Source organism: Roseibium alexandrii DFL-11 (genome assembly GCF_000158095.2).
GTDB classification, from domain to species: domain Bacteria; phylum Pseudomonadota; class Alphaproteobacteria; order Rhizobiales; family Stappiaceae; genus Roseibium; species Roseibium alexandrii.
The window spans coordinates 5,071,266-5,092,594 of the sequence record NZ_CM011002.1 but is presented as its reverse complement, the minus strand read 5'-3'; the positions used below and the strand labels follow the sequence as shown (position 1 = coordinate 5,092,594).

At 55.3% G+C, this 21,329-nt stretch carries 17 protein-coding genes and 1 tRNA gene; 6 read left to right on the top strand and 12 right to left on the bottom strand.

Features of this window, described 5'->3' with window-relative positions; all coding sequences use genetic code 11:
* Positions 1-260 precede the first annotated feature (260 nt).
* The 3 genes from sciP to SADFL11_RS23455 all read right to left on the bottom strand — a co-directional run bounded on the left by sciP (position 261) and on the right by SADFL11_RS23455 (position 3,725).
* Complete coding sequence (gene sciP, locus SADFL11_RS23465; RefSeq protein WP_008194991.1) at positions 261-536, bottom strand: CtrA inhibitor SciP; 276 nt, start codon at positions 534-536, stop codon at positions 261-263.
* A gap of 312 nt (positions 537-848) precedes the next feature.
* Positions 849-1,544 (bottom strand): flagellar hook assembly protein FlgD, encoded by a 696-nt coding sequence (locus SADFL11_RS23460; RefSeq protein WP_081450490.1) that lies wholly within the window; start codon positions 1,542-1,544, stop codon positions 849-851.
* A gap of 30 nt (positions 1,545-1,574) precedes the next feature.
* Positions 1,575-3,725 carry a flagellar hook-length control protein FliK gene (locus SADFL11_RS23455; protein ID WP_008197197.1) on the bottom strand — a complete coding sequence of 717 codons (2,151 nt, stop codon included), beginning with the start codon at positions 3,723-3,725 and terminating at the stop codon, positions 1,575-1,577.
* A gap of 361 nt (positions 3,726-4,086) precedes the next feature.
* Here SADFL11_RS23455 and mnmA point away from each other — a divergent pair, with 361 nt between their 5' ends.
* Both mnmA and SADFL11_RS23445 read left to right on the top strand, forming a co-directional pair.
* Positions 4,087-5,265, top strand: a complete 1,179-nt coding sequence (gene mnmA, locus SADFL11_RS23450) for a tRNA 2-thiouridine(34) synthase MnmA (protein ID WP_040452421.1) — start codon at positions 4,087-4,089, stop codon at positions 5,263-5,265.
* Between the two features lie 115 nt (positions 5,266-5,380).
* Positions 5,381-5,457 (top strand) — tRNA-Met (locus SADFL11_RS23445).
* 233 nt (positions 5,458-5,690) lie between these two features.
* Here SADFL11_RS23445 and SADFL11_RS23440 read toward each other — a convergent pair.
* A complete protein-coding gene (locus SADFL11_RS23440; protein WP_040450913.1) occupies positions 5,691-6,284 on the bottom strand; it encodes a VOC family protein in 594 nt (197 codons plus the stop codon).
* A 324-nt stretch (positions 6,285-6,608) separates the two neighbouring features.
* On the opposite strand from SADFL11_RS23440, the gene SADFL11_RS23435 reads away from it, so the two are divergent.
* Positions 6,609-6,962 (top strand): cupin domain-containing protein, encoded by a 354-nt coding sequence (locus tag SADFL11_RS23435; protein ID WP_081450620.1) that lies wholly within the window; start codon positions 6,609-6,611, stop codon positions 6,960-6,962.
* 339 nt (positions 6,963-7,301) lie between these two features.
* On the opposite strand, the gene SADFL11_RS23430 is transcribed toward SADFL11_RS23435, so the two are convergent.
* The 5 genes from SADFL11_RS23430 to phnD form a co-directional block, all read right to left on the bottom strand.
* Complete coding sequence (locus SADFL11_RS23430) at positions 7,302-8,198, bottom strand: TIGR01459 family HAD-type hydrolase (protein ID WP_008193104.1); 897 nt, start codon at positions 8,196-8,198, stop codon at positions 7,302-7,304.
* Positions 8,199-8,203: 5 nt separating this feature from the next.
* Entirely contained in the window at positions 8,204-9,019 is an 816-nt protein-coding gene (gene phnE / locus SADFL11_RS23425; RefSeq protein ID WP_008196823.1) for a phosphonate ABC transporter, permease protein PhnE, read from the bottom strand.
* Positions 9,019-9,831: a phosphonate ABC transporter, permease protein PhnE gene (phnE, locus tag SADFL11_RS23420; RefSeq protein WP_008195865.1), complete on the bottom strand. Its 813-nt coding sequence runs from the start codon at positions 9,829-9,831 to the stop codon at positions 9,019-9,021. Before phnE (SADFL11_RS23420) ends, phnE (SADFL11_RS23425) begins: the two co-directional genes overlap by 1 nt.
* Positions 9,828-10,658 (bottom strand): phosphonate ABC transporter ATP-binding protein, encoded by an 831-nt coding sequence (gene phnC / locus SADFL11_RS23415; RefSeq protein ID WP_008188742.1) that lies wholly within the window; start codon positions 10,656-10,658, stop codon positions 9,828-9,830. Before phnC ends, phnE (SADFL11_RS23420) begins: the two co-directional genes overlap by 4 nt.
* 73 nt (positions 10,659-10,731) lie before the next feature.
* Positions 10,732-11,706 (bottom strand): phosphate/phosphite/phosphonate ABC transporter substrate-binding protein, encoded by a 975-nt coding sequence (gene phnD / locus SADFL11_RS23410; RefSeq protein ID WP_008194079.1) that lies wholly within the window; start codon positions 11,704-11,706, stop codon positions 10,732-10,734.
* Positions 11,707-12,890: 1,184 nt separating this feature from the next.
* On the opposite strand from phnD, the gene SADFL11_RS23405 reads away from it, so the two are divergent.
* From SADFL11_RS23405 to SADFL11_RS23395, 3 genes are read left to right on the top strand one after another with little or no spacing between them, the layout of a single operon-like run.
* Entirely contained in the window at positions 12,891-13,916 is a 1,026-nt protein-coding gene (locus SADFL11_RS23405) for an ABC transporter substrate-binding protein (RefSeq protein ID WP_040450915.1), read from the top strand.
* A 6-nt stretch (positions 13,917-13,922) separates the two neighbouring features.
* Entirely contained in the window at positions 13,923-16,133 is a 2,211-nt protein-coding gene (locus tag SADFL11_RS23400) for an ABC transporter permease (RefSeq protein WP_008195884.1), read from the top strand.
* Positions 16,130-17,203, top strand: coding sequence for an ABC transporter ATP-binding protein (locus SADFL11_RS23395; RefSeq protein WP_008194719.1), 1,074 nt, complete (start codon positions 16,130-16,132; stop codon positions 17,201-17,203). The genes SADFL11_RS23400 and SADFL11_RS23395 overlap by 4 nt, the downstream gene beginning before the upstream one ends.
* Positions 17,204-17,629: 426 nt before the next feature.
* Here the strand turns inward: SADFL11_RS23395 and SADFL11_RS23390 are convergent, their stop codons facing one another.
* From SADFL11_RS23390 to SADFL11_RS23380, 3 genes are all read right to left on the bottom strand, one after another.
* Complete coding sequence (locus tag SADFL11_RS23390; RefSeq protein WP_008189327.1) at positions 17,630-17,968, bottom strand: RidA family protein; 339 nt, start codon at positions 17,966-17,968, stop codon at positions 17,630-17,632.
* A 9-nt stretch (positions 17,969-17,977) separates the two neighbouring features.
* The gene (locus tag SADFL11_RS23385) at positions 17,978-18,922 is read right to left on the bottom strand and encodes an FAD-dependent oxidoreductase (protein ID WP_209002690.1); all 945 of its coding nucleotides are present in this window, start codon (positions 18,920-18,922) and stop codon (positions 17,978-17,980) included.
* Between the two features lie 234 nt (positions 18,923-19,156).
* A protein-coding gene (locus tag SADFL11_RS23380; protein ID WP_085955866.1) for an IS3 family transposase occupies positions 19,157-20,283 on the bottom strand; the annotation gives its coding sequence in 2 pieces (ribosomal slippage) (positions 19,157-20,019 and positions 20,019-20,283; 1,128 coding nt in all).
* Positions 20,284-21,329: the final 1,046 nt, after the last annotated feature.

Sequence of the window (21,329 nt, the reverse complement as noted above, 5' to 3'; positions counted from 1 at the left end):
AAATCACGCCATGCCTTTGATCGGCAAAATTTGCCGCCCAGAGGGTTAACAATAAGTTAACAAAACATTATCAATGCGGGTAAGTCGGCTGTTTTCTGCGAAATTCGCTAAGGCATTTTGCAACTGAAGTGGGGAAAAACTGCCTACCTCATTAACCTTTGGATAAGTTTACCGAAAAAGCGAACAACAAAAAAGGCCGGCTAAGCCGACCTCGTCGCACCGCCCCCATGCGGTCGTTTATATCTCTGGCTGTAAGGCCATCAATTCCGGTATTGCTGGATCCGCGTTGCGCGAAGCCCTGCCAATCCGTGTTTTTCGATCGAGCTCTGCCAAGACAGGAACTCTTCCACTGTCAGGGTGTACCTCTGACAGGCTTCCTCGAGGGATAAAAGGCCGCCCCGCACTGCTGCTACCACTTCCGCCTTCCGCCGGATAACCCAGCGTTTGGTAGAGGTAGGTGGAAGATCCGCAATCGTGAGCGGGCTCCCATCCGGGCCGATGACATATTTTACACGCGAACGAATTTGTTCGGTCATTGTACTCTCACACTAACCATGACCAAGGTTCATCTTGAGACTACACAATGACGCTTAACAAACGACTAAAGCAATATTTGATTTTTATTAACTATAATATCTGGAATTTGTGAATGATATTTAGGGATTGATGAATTCATTACTTCAAAAACAAGTGAAACTTATTAGGTTTTGTTAACCATAAGCCTTCCGCCGTGCAATTTGCAATGCAATGCGGTGAAACGTGCCCAAGATGCAAAAATGAAGGGCACCAGCTTTCACTGGCACCCTGCAAAACCAATAGATCCAGGCAAATTACTTAGCCAACGAGATTTAGATAGACCGTACGGACTTTACCGCGCTCACCGGAACTGAGATCTCCCCAATCCTCAGGAACGGAACAGCTCCGCCGAAATTCACTTCATCAACAACGCCCGAGACCTCGATGGATGCCGGCTCGGCAGTACCAGCACTGTCTTTAACATCCAGCTGGATGGTGTAAGCGCCCTTGGATGCCGTGCCGCCCAAATCAGTGGTCCCATCCCATGTGTAGGTGCCACCGCCCGCCTTAAGCTGGATTTCCCCAGAGTAGACCGTCTGCCCTGCATCATTCAGGATCTCAACGGTCCCGGTCGCATCCTCCAAGACATCATACTTCCAGCTCGCCTGACCGTTATCGAACATTGCCGTCCCGCCAGCGGCCGTCACTTCGGTGCCGATGTAGTTCACATAAGCCGACGACTGATTGCTCGACAGCAGACTGATCATCTCTTCCAGGTTCTTGTTCGTTTGAATAGACTGCTCAACATTCGAATACTGAACCAGCTGATTGGTGTATTCGGCAGAATCGAGCGGATCGAGAGGATCCTGATTCTGGATCTGCGTGGTCAGCATGCTGAGAAACAGCTCATAGTTTGCTGACAAGCCGGCTTCACTAGCCTGCGTGCTGGACTGGCTTGACGATTGCGCCGCTCCACTTGTGCTGCTTGTACTGTTTGTGCTGCTCGCGCTAGGTGAAAAAAAGGTCATAACACTCTCCTCAGGCACTCTTGGTGCCCATTAAATCCTTACATCCAGGCCGCCGCGCTGCTCTGCCAGCGTCATCCTGAGAAGTTGCCCGTCCATGGCCTCATCCGCTGAGGCATCCCCGCTGCCATCCGCTTCGGCATTGGCTGTGCCGGATTGTCCGTTTTGCTGCCCCCGGTCATCCTGGGACGCCAACTGCTGTCCAGACTCTTGTTTCAGCGAAAACTGCAGATCACCTGAATTGGTGTTCAGCCCGGCCGCCTCGAGCGCGCGCTCCAGACCGCGCTGATCCCGCAGGAACATGTCGAGCGTTTCGGGACGCTCAACAATCAGATGCGCCTGCACACTGCCATCCGCTGCAACCTTCATGTTGACGTCAACTCTCCCGAGCTCGGGAGGATCAAACCGCATCTGAAACCGGGTCTGCGCATTTTTCAGGTTCCGTGCCATCTCAACTGCGACCTGAGAGGCCAATTGAGAGCTTTGAGCCTGATTTGGCGTCTGCAAGGCTTCGGTGCGGGCTGCTCCTTGCATCTCACCGCCGCGCACAGTCGCAGTGAAATCAAGATCCGCACCCAGCTCTGCTTCAAAAGCCGATGCAGGGAGAATCTCATCCGCAAAGATTTCATTTGAAAGAGCAGCCGCGGGGATAGCACTCTGCTGACCAGCTCCACTGCTACTCTGCATACCCAACATCTGCGGTTGGCCGCTGCTCAGTCCCGGCAGTTGCGGCGTCGCGGAATTCACCGAAGGTGCTTTTGCCCCTGGGAATGACATCTCTCCAGACGGCCTGCGCTCCAAACGCACAGGTTCAGCGTCCACATCAACAGCAAGATCTTCAACACCCAAATCCGCACCACCCTGGTCTGCTATTGCGGGCTGCGACAAGATGGCGTTCGTCGGCCGGTTTGAAACGGCAATCGACGTCACAGGGGGCTGTATGTTTGCCGCTGGGGCCGGTTGTGCTTGAGGCATCGACGGGGTCATCGGCGCAGGTCTTGCAACCTCAAGCGCAGCCGGTTGACGGACACTTGCCTCATCCGGCGCCGCAGACACCTCTCCGGCCTGCAGAGCCACTACAGGCTGACTATTGATTGCAGCGGAAGTCCCTGTCTGTGCGTTGATTTGTGCACCAGCCTGCGCAGACGTGTTCACAGGCTTTGCAACAGGCTCCTTGGACCCGGCGGCCTGCGCTGCAGCTTGAGCCCTCGCCGCTTGTTGAAGCGGATCGAGAACTTCGCTGGAAGCATCAGCCTGAGCAACCGGTACGTTTTGCGGTGCCGTTTGAACTATGACGGACTGCGAGCGCAACTCCGGCGGCAGGCTCACCTGCCATCGCCGCTGCTTTGGCTCAATGATCGGCGCATCACTTGTCCGGCTGAGACCGTCCTCAGCGGCAGATGATGGTGATAGCGGCTTTGCCGGATCGGCAGCCTTAACCACCGTTGCTGCCGCTTTTCCCTCCTGCCCAGCCACATCACCGGCAGCGCTCTCAACCTGCGAAGCGATAGTCGGCTGACGAGTCACCGGAGGCGGGAGATCAGAGACATCCTGTGAAGAGCTGGCAGGGGCCGCCTCGGACACCCCGGCTGGAGATGGCGCACCAGCGGCACCTGTTCCAGTAGAAGCTAATGCGGACGCAAAACCAGGCTTGCTGGCAGCACCAGCCCTCGCAGCAACTGCCTCGCCCTGAACATCACCACTGCGGCTTCCAGCAGCAGTTGCATCGCCGTCAGCGGCGGGACGAACAAGCGGAAGGCCCGCCTCTTCCACCAATCCGCCATCTTCAGCAGCAGGAACAGGTCCAGCACCATTGACGACAGGGGCTTCACCAGCAGCAGCCTGCCAAGTCTCCACCAAGCTTCCAGGAATGGCAGCACCGGGGTCATCGGCCAGGACAGCACCAGCCTCCAGCGTCTCGTCACCCGCAGCAGCTTCTGCACTCACAACAGCATCGCCGGCAAGCTCCGCCGCATCTGCCTTCAGCGCATCCGGGCTCGGTGCTGACTGACTGCTGGAGCCAGCATCACCTTCTGGCGCAACACTGTCAGGCGCCAATGACTGCAGGGTCTCCTGAAGATCATCCGAAAACTGCCGAAACCCGCTTTCGGCTTTCCCCATAGGTCCAGCAGCACTCGCACCGCCACGATTGGCAGGCGATAAAGCGGCAGTCACATCGGTCATCAATCCAAAAGGCAGCACAAGAGCACCTCAATAAAATACGCCCACATTTGGGCAGACAGCGTCACGAATTGAGAAAGCAAACCTCGGGCCAATTTCAAAAACCCAAACAAGGCATTGAATCACATAGCATTTACACCCTGCACACCTGACAGTAACCGGCTGCAACGCGGCAAGCTTTGCCGCTCCGGCAATGCATGCCGGGTGCGCACGGCTCGCGATTGGCAAGCAGCGTCCATATCTGTATAGTGCGCCCCAATTGGAAATGGCCCGAGGAAACAAGCGTTTCCCGGCTGACCGGACGCGGCGCAGACTGAACGCCTGTGACCGGCAGGGCCCGAACTTTCTGAAAGTGCCTTTGAACATGTTGAACAGTCTGGATCTTCCCGGCCGCCCCGAAGACACGCGCGTGGTCGTTGCCATGTCCGGCGGCGTGGACAGTTCCGTGGTTGCCGCCATGATGCACGCCGAAGGCTATGATGTCATCGGTGTGACCTTGCAGCTCTATGACCATGGTGCCGCCGTCGCCAAAACCAAGTCATGCTGTGCTGGCGTCGACATTCATGACGCGCGCCGGGCCGCCGAAAAGATCGGCATCCCGCACTACGTGCTCGACTATGAAAGCCGTTTCAAGGAACAGGTCATGGACCGGTTTGCCGACAGCTACATTGCCGGCGAAACGCCCATTCCCTGCGTCTCCTGCAACCAGACCGTCAAATTCACCGACCTCCTGAAAACAGCGAGGGATCTTGGTGCGGACGCCTTGGCAACCGGCCACTACGTTCGCTCCGCAACGAAGGGCAACAAGCGCGCCCTTTTCCGCCCCGCAGACCTTGACCGGGATCAGAGCTACTTCCTGTTCGCCACGACGCAGGAACAGCTGGATTTCGTCCGCTTCCCGCTGGGCGGCATGCCGAAGTCTCAAGTCCGCACCCTTGCCGAAGAGTTTGGGTTGTCGGTTGCCAACAAGCCCGACAGTCAGGACATCTGTTTTGTGCCGAACGGCGACTATGCCGCGGTGATCCGAAAGCTGCGGCCGAACGCGGCCGAACCAGGTGAAATCGTTCATATGGATGGCCGGGTCCTGGGTGAACACAACGGCATCATCCACTTCACAATCGGCCAGCGCCGCGGCATTGGTGTGGCCACAGGCGAGCCTCTCTACGTCGTGCGGCTCGATGCGGACGAACGCCGGGTGATCGTTGGCCCGCGTGAGGCTTTGGCAACACGTACAATCCTGTTGCGCGAGATGAACTGGATCGGTGATCAGCCGCTTGATGAGGGAGACGAGATCGAGGTCTTCGCCAAAGTCCGTTCTACCCGCCCGCCGGCACCAGCGGCCTTGCGGATATTGAACGGCAAGGCCTTTGTCGATCTTGCCAACGGCGAGACGGGTGTAGCTCCCGGCCAGGCGTGCGTCTTCTTCGACAGCGACGACGAAACGGCCCGCGTGCTTGGGGGCGGCTGGATCCACAAGACCGAGCGCACCGGCACCTGTGCGGTGGATTTTCCACAAGCGCAAACCCCGGTTTCCGCCGCCTGATCGGCGTGCAAAAAGAATGAGCGCAGGCAAGCATTCAACGCTTGACGCCTGCGCGCAGCCTCACTATAAGCTCCCCCACATCGCAGCGCTTTGAACGAAAAGCCGCTGATCGGATGGCGGGGTAGCTCAGGTGGTTAGAGCAGCGGAATCATAATCCGCGTGTCGGGGGTTCGAGTCCCTCTCCCGCTACCACTTCTCACCTGACATAAACGGAATGCGGTCCGACTGATGGCGGACTTTCCTTGGTCAATTGGCCGCTCTCAACCGCTGATGCCAAGGATCTATCGACAGCAGATCGACACGGAATAGAAAAGCACGATTAATACGACCCGGGTCTGGCGCGTCGGGTGTGCTAGAGATTATTTCGAAAGTGTTGATGCTTCCAACCTGTGCAAGCATCGCCGAGTTGATAAGAGACCGCCGCATCAGTAGGGATTTTTCGCACTCCGGCTGAGCGACAACGATTGTTGTCGCTTCTCGACAAGCAGTTCGATCGCGTCGGCAAGGTGTTCCTTATCGATGTTGTTGGCACCGCGAGCAACCCGAATCCGGTGTGCCTCGATCATCACATCCGCGTGGCGGCACCCTTCGGGAGGCTCGAAGCGATATGAGGCAAGTTCGAGACGCAATCCCAGGGGATCGCGGAAATATATTGAATCCATAAAGCCCCGGTCTACCGGACCGGAATGCGGAACACCACGCGCGTCAAGCCGTTCCGCGACCTGCCAGAATGTTGCCTGACTGACGTTTAGGGCAAGGTGATGCAGCGAACCAGTCGCCTCCGGCACCGGTTGAGGGTCCGGCTTGCGGGCCTCATTGGTAAAAATCGTGATTAGCCGCCCGTCGCCTGGGTCGAAATAAAGATGACCTTCCTCTGGATTGTCGAGATTGGGCTGATCGAAGACAAAGGGCATTCCAAGCACACCTTCCCAAAAGTCTATAGACGTCTGCCGGTCAGCCCCGATAATCGTGATGTGATGCACACCCTGCGTCTGGATCTTTCTGAATTCGTTCGACATCTTGCACTCCCGCCAATATGCCCTTCATCTTAACTCAAATGACGTTAGACACTCTTGATTCAAGTTGGCAATTCGGTGCATCCGGATCGCAGGACCATCGCGGAGGCGGTTCGCAGCGAAGCCCTGCCAAATACCGAACCATTTCGTAGGCCCCACATTGCCCACCAGAGACGCTTGACTTAACCTGAGGGAAGTCTTCTTCTCCCTTTGGGATCAAGAAAAGGGGAAATTGACACTGTGATATCGAAACAAAGCAATGAAATTACCGAATGGCTTGGTGTCACTTATAAGACAATCCTGACGACAAAAGACACCGGTGGGAGCATGTGTATTGTTGATAGCACTTCGCCGCCAAACAGTGGACCGCCCAGGCATATACACCATCAAGAAGACGAGACCTTTGTGATACTAACCGGTAGGTGTCGCATGTGGATGGACGGTGTGGAACACGCAGCGGAAGCCGGAGAGAGCATCTTCATTCCCCGTGGAACAGAACACACGTTTAAGGTTACAGAGGACGGGCCATGTCGGCACTTGGTGATCCTGACACCCGGCGGATTTGAAGGCTTTTTCGGAGATATGGCCGCCGGGCAGTTCAAGATCCCAGAGGACATGGCCGCTATCAACGAGGCTGCAAAACGCTTCAATATGTCCTTCACAGGCCCGCCGCTTGAGTGATCGGAGCTGACGTTGCATAGACATGTTGCACACCTAGCTGTCGCAGGGTGACTAATTCATTGGGCTTTGTGTGAGGCCACGGATAGCTGCTCATCGCAAGGTTCCGGTGGCAGCGCACCGGACGTCTCGGCTATCAGTGTTGTGTTACAGTTTTTTGTTAACGCCTAATGACCCTGCTCAGGATAATTGACCAAATAGAGTGGAGTATTTCCAACCTCACGTAACCGAAACCTTTCGACTAAGACCAATGGCCATAAACTCCACAAGCGCTTATCAATCGGATCATAATCCGCGTGTCGGGGGTTCTTGTCCCTCTTCCCCTACCACCTCACTCCTGCGTCAAGGCCGTTCCAGAACAAAGTCGGGGCGTATGCCCGATTGGGCAATAGGCGCGTGAACCTCAGCGCCTGCGAAGAAACCAAAACCAGAAATTAGTGCAGACGAAATCCCTGCTGTTTGTGCGCCGAGGATGTCTGTGTGCAGGCTGTCGCCAACCATGACCACCCTGCTCCGGTCGATATCATTTTCCAGGCGCGCAAACACAAGGTCATAGATATTGGCGAACGGTTTTCCGTAAAACTTCGGCGCAATACCGGTTTTGTCGGCGAGCCGGTGTGCGTAATTTCCAGGCTCCGTTGAAAACCCGTTTTCACGCGGTGCGACAATGTCCGGATTGGCAACAAGCACCGGCCTTGGACGCTCTAGAAGGGCCTCTTCTAGCAATGCCTGCCGCTCTTGCGTCCACTCAGCCGCCCCAAGGCACAAGAAGCCGTCCACCTTTGCGTAAGGAGACCGGTCTTCTTCCAAACGCGTGAGAGTGATGTCTTCTAGATCAGCCAGGCCAGCTGCCTTGGAAACCATAGCGCCCCAATGCCGCTTTGGCTCACTGGTCAAAGCGTGCAGGAGTGTCATTCGGCTCGAAATGACACTCTCAGGTGCGAAGGTGTACCCGAGGCGGGCATACTTCGCGAGCAAGGTCGCGTTTGAATATCCGGCCGCATTTGTCACAACAAAAACGCGTTTTCCCTTGGCCTGCAGACCGGCAACCCGTTCAGGTACACCCGGAATCGCGTGCTCCCCGATATTCAGAACACCGAATGCGTCGAGCAAAAAGACATCAAACTGATCTGCAATGTCATCGAGATTTACGCACCGGGTGGACACCCCACCGTCTTGCGCTTCAGGCAAACGTGCGCGCGCGGCCTCATAGGCCGCGAACGCTTCTTCCAATGTCATATCGGTCAAATAATTGCTTCCCGTACCTTTGCCGAGACCCACTCGCTCAAGACAACCGCTGCCAGGATGACTAACAGGATCAGGCTGACCTGTGGCCAGGCCAAAACGTTGAGCGAGGAAGACAGCTGCAATCCAATTCCGCCAGCCCCGACTAGTCCAAGGACCGTTGATTCCCGGATATTGATATCCCAGCGGAACACAGCAACACCAGCAAATGCTGGAGCAATTTGTGGAACGATGCCGTAGGCCATTACCTGCCACCGGGATGCCCCTGTCGCGGTTATCGCCTCAACCTGGGTGTGATCGATCTCTTCAATCGCCTCGTAGATGAGCTTCGCACAGAAACCGATAGACCGGATCGCTATTGCGACCACTCCCGCAAGAACGCCTGGCCCGATGACCGCGATCAGGAGCAAAGCCCAGATTAGCGAATTGATGGAGCGCGTTGAGACGATGATCAAGAGTGCGATTGGGCGAATGAACGTCGCAGATGGGGTGGTGTTGCGAGCGGCAAGAAAGGCCACCGGTACTGCCAGACACAAGGCAATCAAGGTTCCAAGCGTTGCGATATTGAGCGTATCCCAGATCGGACGACCGAGCTGAGTTATGTATTCCCAGCGCGGCGGCGTTGCCCGGCTCCAGATATCTTCTGCAATGCGCGGAGCGTCCCAGACAAAGAACCATGTGGTGGATTCAGATATCTGCTGCCAGCAATAGACGAACACAGCTGTGCCCGTCAGCCAGGCCGCCCAGCGCATCAGGCTTTCACCCTGGGTCCGGCGCTGCCAGACCTTCAGGCCGTTTTTCTCAAGTACTGGCATTATTGCACCTTCGCCCGGATAATGCCGGACAGATATTCCAGCGCCATAACGATCAAGATGATGATTATCAGGATTGCAGCGGCCGTATCATATTCATACCGGTCGAACGCCGTATTGAGCGTTGCGCCGATCCCGCCAGCCCCAACGAGGCCAAGGATCGCGCTTTCACGGAAGTTGATATCGATGCGGTACATACTCAGTCCGACAAGGCGAGGCATCACCTGTGGCTGAACCCCGTAGTTGATCCATTGCAGCCAGCGCGCACCAGAGGCCTTGATCGCCTCGGCCTGGACCCGGTCCATACTTTCAATGTCTTCTGCCAGAAGTTTTGACAGAAAACCGATTGTTGCAAAACTCAAGGTCAGGAAACCCGCCAGCGGGCCGAAACCAAAAATCGCCACCAGAAGGATGGCAACGATAATTTCCTGCAGCGCCCGGCTGATGGCCACAATGCCACGACACACCAAATAGACAGGTAAAGGCGCGATATTGCGTGCAGCTCCCAGTCCTATGGGAATGGAGATCGCAATGCCGACCACCGAAGCAGCGACGGTCATGATGATGCTTTCCAGTATCCCATCCCGAATGTCGGTCGCGCGTGAGATGAAATCCGGAGACGTGAAAGCCAGGATAAAGGCCGCTCCACGGTCCAGGCCTTCGTAAACCCGGCTCCAATTGACATCGATGGTGATGAAAGCTGCAATCAGGTAGGCCACGAACCCAAGACCAAGGGTCCATCGCAGCCAGGTGCGTTTGATAAAGGGAGGTTTCTTCCACTTTCGCCCAACAAGCGCATCAAGTTCACTGCTCATAGCGCGGAAACTCCGGCCTTCTCATCGAAACCGCCATGAGGATGGTCAACTTCATCTTCGTCTTCAACCTTCTCGATTGTCGCTTCCCAGTCCTCTTCACCATAGATCGCGGTCAGGACATCTGGCGTCAGTTCTTCCGGGCGGCCATCAAACTCGATCGCGCCAAAACGCAACCCGACTACCCGCTGAACAAACATTTTTGCCAGCGCGACATCGTGGATGTTGATGATCGCTGCAAGACCCCGCTCTTCGCACAGCTCGCAAATGAGACGCATGATCTGGCGGGAGGTTTTTGGATCGAGGGACGCTGTTGGTTCATCGACCAGAAGCAGTTTCGGGTTTTGAATCAGTGCCCGGCAGATCCCAACCCTTTGGCGTTGCCCGCCGGACAATTCATCGGCGCGCTTGTCCGCCATGGCGAGAAGTCCAACGCGATCGAGCAGGCGGAAGGCTTCATCGACGCTTTCCTGAGGATAGCGACGTGTAAAACTGCGCCAGAAACCGACATATCCGAGGCGACCAGACAGGACGTTTTCCATCACCGTCAGTCGCTCAACCAACGCATATTCCTGGAAAATCATCCCCATCTCACGGCGCTTCCGGCGCAATCCGCCTGAGGAAAGACTGGTGAGTTCAGTATCCTCCAGCCACACTTCGCCACTGCTCGGCTCCACCAGCCGGTTGATGCAACGAATCAGGGTGGACTTTCCAGCCCCCGATGGCCCGATGAGGGCCAGGACCTGGCCCTGTGGGATTTCCAAGTCGACCGCTTTAAGTGCCTGGTCCCCGGTCTTGTAAGTCTTAACAAGCTTCTTCAGCCGCAGCATGCAGCACCCTACCCTTCAAAAATTCCAAAAAGAAAAACAGGCGCCCTCGATCAAAGGCCGCCTGTTATATTCGTTATTTGCAAGCGTAGCTAACGCCGTTGGCAGCATCGATCTTGCGAATAACTTCCCAGAATTCCTGGTAGGTCATCTCCAGGAACTGACCTTCATTCGACTTTTCAAATTCGGCCTGGAGGCTGGTGCCTTCCCATTCGAAGTTGAAGAAGGCGTTGCGGATCTTGTCTTGAAGATCCGGTGTGAGGTTGTGAGCGGTGCCAAAACCGGTCGTCGGGAACGTCTGTGACTTGTAGATTGAAATAACTTGGTCCGGCTTGATTACATCCCGGCTGATCATGCGCGAGAGAACAGAATTCGCAATGGACGCGGCCGGATAATCCTTGTTGGCAACACCAAGGATAGAGTTGTCATGCTTGCCGGAATAAACTGGCTCGAAATCCCGCTCTGCTTCCATGTCGAAGTCTGCTTTCAGGATTGCGGATGGCGCCTTGAAACCGGAGTTGGATGTTGGCGACGTAAACGCGAGTTGCTTGCCCTTGATGTCCTCGACTTTTTCAATACCGGACCCCGGATAGGTCAAGATTTCCATCTCGTAGCCAAAGTTTCCATCTTTCGAAGCCATGATCGTGAAGGGGCGGAAACCAGCGCAATTCACAGCCAGCGGGTTGGAGCCTGTGTTGAAACCGGCAATGTGCAGACGGCCAGAACGCATGGCTTCGATTTGAGCTGCGTTTGACTGAACCGGGAAGAAAACAACCTTCTTGCCAGTTTCTTTTTCCAAATGTGTGAGGAAGTCCGACCACGCTTCCTTGTAAACAGCCGGATCCTCCACAGGCGTATAAGCAAAGATCAGCGTATCCGGATCTACCTGCTGAGCAGGATCAGTCGGAATATCGGCAATCAGATCGCCATCAACATCGCAGAAACGCTCATCGAGATCACCCCGCGGACACTCCTGAGCCGTCGCGGCACCGGCAAATGAAAACAATGCGGCAGCAGCAGCCGATGCAAGAAGTGTTGCAATCCGTTTCATATAAATTCCTCCCAGAATTTCATTTATTTTTTCAACAGGGTGACACACCCAGTCTCGTCTTTCTCCCAAGCGGCGTACTTAGCCGCCTAAAAACTAACATTGACTGTTTGAAATCCATCAAGCAAGCGCTCTTGAAACTAAAAGACAAAAAACGAAAGATTACGAAGGTCGGGTTCGAAACCAAGTCTCGCATAACCGCCCAAATCTCGACCGATTGAACTCACGGCTCCACAACTCACTCCTCGAAAAGACCAAATGCAGTCCGGACTGGCAACCTGCATTAAGGAGCTGTTGCTTGGCACGACCGCCAAACCGGTTCTTCGCATTGACGGATCCGGCGATCTTTTCAGCGTTTCCGCCCTTTCAAATTCGTTGACTATGTCAAACATGAAGATAACCGAATAGGGATCAACAAGCGCCTCAACCGTTTTTGCCGGCGCTGCTTATTTATTTGCGAGATATACTTCGGTTGCATGCGGGCTCGAAATGGCCAAAGTCGCGGCAGCTGTAGTGACCATTGTTGCGGTTCCGGACAAGTCTCTCAGCCCTAAAACGGAACATGCAAAACAACGTAACATGACCGATTGCGCCTATCTCAGTTCAACCAAGCCTCCGGCAACAGCCCAATACCGGCTGCCATCACTCAGGTTCCAAATCGGCCGAAATTTAACAATGTTTGGTCGCGCCTCGAAACGCTTCGCGCAATTGAAATCTTTGACATTTTTGAGATGACGAAACGAACTAAGACAGCGATCGACATGACATATGTTGCAATCTGATTACTATGTCTTTCAAGCGTCCTTGCAAACGCCTCTTGGCCTTTCTCCTGGGCGAACACCAAGACAATTTCAGCTTATTTCCAGGCGCATCTTCATTTAGCCCACTAAGCAAATTTATTTCTTCCAATCAGCATTTTAAACGATTGTGATTGCATTTCTCACGAGCTGGTGCTGATATTCGGAGCCTAAACAAAGAGCCCCACATTCATGCAAAGGATCTCTGACATCTCAACTTTGCGGACAGCCGGGAAATGTTGTCAATCATGAGGCCAGCCACCTTCGTGAGCGACGCTGCTGCGAACCAAAGTGCTGATCTGATCCCCTAGAAACTTCAAAACAGAATTCCGGGATCCAACAAAAGCGCCGGTCAACCGGCTCAAGACAAACATTCAGGGAGGAACCGATATGAAAAGAACCGCCACGACCCTTGCGGGGTCACTCATGGCGCTTGCCGCTAGCGTCTCATTTGCCCAAGCTGACAAACTGACGCTTTATTGCAGCGCGCAGGAAGACTGGTGCCAGTTGATGGCACGCAGTTTCGAAGATGCGACCGGCATTGATGTCAACATGACCCGTAAGTCATCCGGTGAGACCTTCGCGCAAATACGCGCAGAATCGTCCAATCCGAAGGGTGACGTCTGGTGGGGAGGCACCGGCGATCCGCATCTTCAGGCAGCCGAAGAAGGCCTCACAGCCGAATACCTGTCTCCGATGCGGGATCAGCTTCATGATTGGGCCATCAGCCAGGCAGAAAGCGCTGGTAACCGCACCATCGGGATCTATTCCGGCGCACTTGGATACGGTTTTAACACGGACTTGCTGACAGCTAACAATTTGCCCGAGCCATCCTGCTGGAAGGACCTCTTGAAACCCGAATACAAAGGCCATGTGCAGATGGCCAATCCGAATTCATCGGGGACGGCTTACACCACGCTGGCATCCATGGTGCAGATTTTTGGCGAAGACGAAGGCTTTGATTTCATGAAGGGCCTTCATGCCAACATCAACCAATATACCAAGTCCGGCTCGGCGCCGATCAAGGCTGCTGGCCGGGGCGAAAACACCATCGGCATTGTATTCATGCACGATGCAGTAAAGCAGGCGGTGTCAGGCTTCCCGATCAAGGTGGTCGCTCCTTGTGAGGGCACGGGGTATGAAATCGGTTCGATGTCGATCATTGACGGTGCGCGGAACATGGACGAAGCCAAGAAGTTCTATGACTGGGCATTGAGCACAGACGCTCAAAACCTTGCGCTGCAGGTCAACGCGTTCCAGGTGCCGTCCAACAAGGGCGCGCAGACGTCGGAAAGCGCCCCCGACATGAGCCAGATCAAGCTGATTGACTACGATTTCAAGAAGTACGGGTCGTCAGACGAGCGGAAGCGCCTGTTGCAAAAATGGGATGAAGACGTTTCGACATTGCCTCAGTAAGTGCCTGTGAATTCGAAAAACACCGCTCCCCCGGTTCTGATCTTCTGGATCATTGCCGGGTGGGTCGGTTTCGGCCTTCTGCCGTGGTATGGCATCGAGGACGGTTTCTGGTCATTCGACTGGCTGGTCGACGGCTATCCTTTTGACGAGGACTATGCCCCTGCGGCTTTCCTGATTGCCCAAGGAGAGAAGCTTTGGCTTTCGCCATTGCTTCTTCCGCTTGGGCTTTCTGTATTCGCGTTACGCTATTCCAAGTCGGATGCCGCCTATTCCCGCCTGCTGGTTCTCGCAGGTGCCCTTGGGTTTTCCTGGATGATCATCCAAGGATTTTCCATTGGCATCCGTGGCTACAATTTCGCCTGGATGAATGACGCCTTCGGTCCGCTCGGGGACCGCCAGTACGGGATGGGTTATGGCGCGATGGTCTGCGCCTCCGCGTTCCTGTTCTTGCTGACCCAAGGGATTGCCGCACGCGGCGCGGTCAATGGCGATGTCTTTGTTGTCAGTGCCATCGGCGGCGTGATCGTGATCGTGACGGCCTTTGTGTTTTTCCCCATCGCCAAGATGCTGTTCGCTGCGTTCGTGACCGATGACGGCACCTATTCGGTGCTGGTCTTCTTCGACAAGTTCTTCGACGATCGCATCTGGGGATTGGGCTGCCTGGCGGGCTCCCGATGCGGGGCTGCCTGGAACTCTCTTTTTCTGGCCATTCTGGTAGGGTTGATCACCACCGCCCTTGGGCTCGCATTTGCCCTTGTCGTGACGCGCTCCGGCTTCCGCTACAAGCGCCTCATCCGGGCCATGACAGTGCTACCGATCATCACGCCACCATTCGTCATTGGCCTTGCCCTCATTTTGCTTTTTGGTTTGTCCGGTACGGTCACTGTATTCATTGCCGAACTGTTCGGCGTGCAACCGACAAGGTGGCTTTACGGGCTGCCCGGTGTGCTGATCGCACAGACACTCGCATTCACGCCGATTGCGTTTCTGGTTCTCATAGGCGTGGTCGAGGGCGTCTCGCCGTCCATGGAAGAGGCGGCGCAGACCCTTCGCGCTAACAGCTGGCAAACCTTTCGCACCGTGTCCCTGCCGCTCATGCGGCCGGGGCTTGCAAATGCATTTTTGCTTGGGTTCATCGAAAGTATGGCGGACTTCGGCAATCCTCTGGTTCTGGGCGGAAATTTTGATGTTCTGTCGACCGAGATCTTCTTTGCGATTGTCGGGGCACAATACGATCAGGGCCGGGCCGCGGTTCTGGCTATGGTGCTGCTGTTCTTCACACTGTCAGCCTTTTATGCCCAACGCGCCTGGCTCGGAAAGAAAAGCTATACAACGGTATCAGGCAAAGGTGACGCTGGTGTGCACCCGTTAATGCCCCAAGGCCTTGCGATCCCGGTTCTGGCCGTCGCGCTGGCCTGGGCTGTCTTTACTGCCGTGGTCTATGCAATGATCGTTTATGGCAGTGTTGTGGAGCTGTGGGGTGTCAATAACTCTCTCACCTTCAAACACTATGTTACAGCTTTTTCGGTCAGGTTCGAGGAAGAGGGTATTCGCTGGACCGGTGCTGCCTGGGACAGTTTCTGGACGACGATCACAATCGCCGCGATCGCCGCACCTCTGACGGCAGCTGTGGGGCTGGTCACCGCTTATCTGCTGACGCGACAGAGTTTTGCCGGAAAGAACGCGTTCGAGTTCGGCACCATGCTGTCCTTTGCCATTCCGGGAACGGTCATTGGCGTCAGCTATATCCTGGCCTTCAATGTTCCACCCATCGAAATCACCGGCACTGGAATCATCCTGGTCGTCAGCTTTATCTTCAGAAACATGCCGGTCGGTGTCCGCGCTGGAATTGCCAGCATGTCCCAGATCGACAAATCTCTGGACGAGAGCTCGCTGACCCTCGGAGCGAATTCCTGGCAAACCTTCAGGCGGGTCATCCTGCCGCTCTTGCGGCCAGCCATCCTAGCTGCCCTCGTTTACAGTTTCGTGCGGGCGATGACCGCGATCTCGGCGGTTATCTTCCTGGTGTCCGCAGAATATGACATGGCCACGAGCTACATCATCGGCCGGGTGGAAAACAACGACTACGGCCTTGCCATTGCCTATTCAACCACCTTGATCTTCGTCATGTTGGCGGCAGTCGGGCTCCTGCAGTTACTGGTCGGCCGGGTGCAGATCGGGCGGCGCAAGCACATCGAAATGAAAGAAGCGTCATGAGCGACACACATATTCGCAGCAAAGCCGCGCCGGTCAGGTTCGATGGCGTGTCCAAGCTGTTTGGAAAGGACGTTGTTGCCGTTGACAACATCGACTTGAATATTGAAGCGGGGAAACTCGTCACGCTTCTGGGGCCGTCCGGCTGCGGCAAGACAACGACCTTGCGCATGATTGCTGGACTGGAGATGGCGAGCTCCGGCCGCATTTTGATCGGTGACACGGACGTTACAAAACTCCCGGCAACCGATCGTGATGTCTCCATGGTCTTCCAGTCCTATGCCTTGTTCCCGCATATGAGTGTTCTGGAAAACGTCATGTATGGCCTCACCTTTTCGGGCTACGATAGGAGTTCTGCAAGGGTCAGAGCCCATGAAGGTTTGGAGCTCGTGGGACTCAAGGGCTTTGGTGCCCGCCTGCCAAGCGAATTGTCCGGAGGCCAGCAGCAGCGTGTTGCAGTCGCCCGTGCTTTGGTTCTGGAACCGCAGGTGCTTTTGTTTGATGAACCGTTGTCGAACCTTGATGCCAAGTTGCGGCGGCAGGTGCGCGAGGATATCCGAGCAATACAGCAGGATCTCGGGTTAACGGTGGTCTATGTGACACACGATCAGGAAGAAGCGCTGGCAGTGTCCGATCAGATCGTTGTCATGCGCAATGCCTCGATTGCGCAGATCGGCACGCCGCGCGAACTTTACGATCAACCGGTTGATGCCTTTGTCGCAGATTTCATCGGGGAGGCAAACCTGATCACATGTGAAGTCGTTGATGTCCAAAACGGCACAGCAAATGTGGAGATCGGCGGGTACAGCTACAATTTGGCATCCCGTGGCCTGCCCAAAGGGCCGGCCACCATCGCCGTCCGGCCATCCCGACTGGTGATCGGGAGCTCGGAGGGTATGCCAGCGAGGGTCGCAAAGGCGACCTATGTCGGTGTCCGGATGGAATACACGCTGGAAGGCGGTTTCGGTCAAGTCTTTGCGGTGCAGGACGATGTTGACAACACTCTGGAAGTCGGCGCGGAATTGAACCTGTCCTTCGCCAAATCGGGGCCCGTTCTGCTTCCCAAAGGCTGAGCAAACAGAAATCAACGGTCTATTTCAGGCGCGTTCTTCAGAGCGAAGCCTTTGTCGGAAATCAGCATGTGTTAAGTTCCACATCGCAGCCTTCCGGAGTTTGGAACAGCACAGTTGCCAACCCCATAGGGCACCCCCAAGTATGGTCGCGGTCCTTTCAGGACATCTTTTGTTGCGGGCTAATAGCCGCTTCTCGTATATGCCAGCCCCCCAAGACTGAATGTTCATCTTGGGCAGAAAGCCAAGCTTCGCAACGGGTCTCTCCAGGGCTTTTTTGAGGAGAAGGCTCACTTGTACACATGAGGCTTGCCTGGCGCCGCAATTGTTTGCACTCTAGGCACGCGTTTACTGCTGAGCAAAGGATGTATTGGGCGCTGCCCATTCTTTGGAGCGACGAGCGGACAGAGATTGCGAAGCACCCACCGTTCAATACGCCGCTGTCACAATGACTTCGACCTTAAGCTCCGCGCGCGCCAGTTTGGCCTCGCCACAGGCACGCGCAGGAGCATGTCCCTCGGGCACCCATGTGTCCCAGACGGCGTTCATCTCAGCGAAATCGGACATGTCGGCGAGCCAGATCACGACTTGCAGCATCTTTTCGCGGGATGACCCAGCCTTTTCCAGGAGGGCATCGACGCGTGAAAGGCAATCGCGGGTCTGTTCGGCGACCGTTTCCCCGTCGCCAACCTGCCCGCATAGATAGGCCACGCCGTTGTGCTTGACGATCTTGCTCATCCGCTGACTGGTTTCGAACCGTTCAATCATGTCTATCTCCTATTCCGCTGCATCGTGCGCGGTTGGTTCCATCGCCGCCAATTCGCCGAGGGTCACCGGTTTCAGCGGCGGGCGAATGCGGTAGTAGCCTGTTTCAGCCGGCATCTGGCCATTCGCCTCTGCTAGTAACGCCGTCACGGTCAACCCGCAATAGCGCCCCTGGCAAGGTCCCATGCCCGGACGTCCGAAAGCCTTAGTCTGGTTGGGACCGAGGCAGCCGAGTTTCGCATATTCGCGGATCTGTCCGGCGATAACCTCTTCGCACCGGCAGATCGTCGTGCTGTCCTTAGGCGCGAGCGCCTCGGCGCACGGCGGATAGGCCGCATCCAAAAAAGGCCGCGCAGCCAATTCACGGGACAGTGCGGCCCGCAAAGGAGCAGCGCGCTTGTCGCACTCCGGCTGTGCCAGGCGGTCTGTCTCTTCCGCGATCTTCAGCACCGCCAATCTTCCAGTGAACTCGGCCGCCCTGGCCCCGCCGATCCCCGCCCCGTCCCCGGCGATGTAGATGCCCGGGACATCGCTGTGTCCCCAGTCGTCAACAGCCGGGACAAAACAACCTTGGGCCGCGTTCCAAGAATGAGAAACACCCAGCGCCCGCGCAGCCTGTGTGTTTGGCACCACCCCGTGGTGTAGAAAGACGGTCTCACAGTCAATCCGGCGGGTGCGGCCCTGGCTGGTGAAGGTCACGGCTTCCGCCTTGCAAGTCCCCTCGATCGCGATGCCCGTTGCGCCAGTGTACCGCGGCACCCGCGCACGCCCGATCTCGGAGAGCATCTTCATGCCCTTGAGCAGATAAGACCAGCCACGCAAGGCACCGCCAATGTGCCGCATGCCTCGGAGCCGGTCACCGTGGGTCTGGGTCTCGATCATGGCCAGTGGCGGTGTGCCCGCGCGCACCATTTGCGCCGCGATGAGATAGAGCAGCGGGCCGGAGCCCACGAGCACGGCGCTGTGCGCAGTTATATCCTTATTCGCAGCGCTGACTGCGTCTTGCAAACACGTCTATTGAAACCGCGCAGATGGATCAAAGCTCAAATCTACGGGCTGGACCGAGCGTGGAAAGCCGCGAGCAACAAGAAGAGCAATCATCGAAGAACCGTAACCAAAAGATCAAAAACCATGATCTGGTTACAACCACAACGCCGTGGTGTGCCCCCATTGGGTGGTCCGGATTAATTTTTAGTGCATCGTCGGTCTCTGGTCTATCGGAACGATGCTTTCTGGCGCTGGGGGACGATATCCCAAGGCGCTGTGCGGCCTGACGGTGTTGTAGTGAATGCGCCACTTCTCGATAAGGATTTGCGCCTCTCGTAGGCTGTAGAACAGCTCACCGTTTAACAGCTCGTCCCTGAACCGTGCATTGAAGCTTTCGCAGTACCCGTTCTCCCAGGGCGAACCTGGTTCGATGTAGGCTGTCTTGGCCCCGACGGCGGCGATCCAGTCGCGTACTTTCTCGGCAATAAACTCAGGGCCATTGTCCGACCTTATGTATTGCGGAGGACCGCGCAAGATGAACAAATCTGTCAGCGCATCCAGCACGTCCGTGGAGTTGAGCTTACGATCAACGCGGATCATCAGGGCCTCCCTTGTATATTCATCGATGATGTTGAGCGTCCGATATACTCGGCCATCAGCCGTGCGATCCTGGACAAAGTCGTAGGACCAAACATGGTTTGGGCGCTCTGGCCTGAGACGCACGCATGACCCGTCATTCAGCCAAAGCCGACCTTTCTTCTTCTGTTTCTGTGGGACTTTCAGCCCTTCGCGCCGCCAGATACGTTCGACACGCTTGTGATTCACACTCCAGCCCGCATTGTTCAGCAAACCCGTCACCATGCGATACCCATAGCGCCCATATTTGTCCGCTAATTCGATGATGTCATCGGTCAGCCGCTCTTCATCGGCTCGGCCTCGTGGCACCTTACGTTGTGTGGATCGATGCTGACCAAGCGCGCGGCAGGCCCGGCGCTCAGACACGCCCAGTTCCTGCCGCACATGGCGGATGCATTTACGACGACGCGAAGGGCTCAAAAGTTTCCCTTCGCTGCTTCGCTCAAGATGAGTTTGTCCAAAGTCAGATCAGATACCGCACGTCGAAGCCGCTGGTTCTCTTTCTCCAGTTCTTTCAGTCGCGTGAGCTGTGACCGCTGCATCCCACCATAGAGCTTGCGCCACCGATAGAACGTCTGCTGCGTCACGCCGATCTGTCGAACCGCTTCGGCAATCGTTGCGCCTTGTCCTTGCAGCACTTCAACTTGCCGAAGCTTCGATACAATCTCTTCCGGCTTCTCTCTTTTCCCAGCCATCGCTGATCCTCCAATTTGTGGGATAATCTATCCCAGTTGGTGGACCACTTTCAGGGGGCTAATCCAAGCAAAGCCTAAAACTATGGCTGACCGATGGTAATTACTATATAAATAATTCACCGCCCAGTCTCTCGTTGTTTTGCCAGTCCATTGATGAAGTGAAGAAATCTCTGTCTTTAGATGCGTTCCGATTTGCAGCGCATTCTGCACAGACTGTGTACGAGCTGGAAAAGAGCAGTGCATATTCCAAGTTAACATCTTGGCGCATGATTCAAACTTACTATGCGGCCTATTTTTCCGCCCACGCAATACTCAGGTTCTTCGGTAAGTCATTCACTCACCTTGAGATTGGCCATGTTCAATTTCTCAGAGGTCGCTGCGCAAGTGAAGTAGGTTATACTCCTCGTCTACCATCGTCCTATTACCTGATTGAACTTGCCACAGATAGCCGAACTCTATCATTTAATCAGTGTAATGAGAGCCATAAAGACTTATGGAAATGCTTTCAGGCTTTGCTTCAGAGTATTTCGACCGAAACTCTAAGACTAAGAGCCTCTGAAATCCGTCGGCAAGCAGTTTCGAAAAAATTTTCTGACTTGGTCGACGCCTTAAGCGCTAGAGGAAGGCACCCAGCAGGAAACTGGTTATCGCTTATGCGAAATGATGTGAACTATAAATCTCTTCATGGAGTATGGTTCCCATTTAACAAATCGACGCCAGTGTTCGATGATCTTATGAAATACGTAAAGGGTTGGCGGGATTGTTCGACTGATTTTGGCGATCCGAATACAATAAAAAATGATCGCGAGCGCTTCTTCGTCACCGCGTTTATAGTAATAGATCTTGGTCTATCAATAGCTCAAGACTATCGTGATATCGCGGCAAAAGCTGGACGTAGATCTTCAGAATTTATACGCCTCATCAATCTCAGCGCAGCTGCTTAGCAGTCTAGGCGCTGCAGTGCTGTGCGACGCGAACGCTTTGACGTTTGCGTTGGTACGGTGTCGGTAGCGTATCCACGCTCGGCGAATGTCAGCTATGTCTGT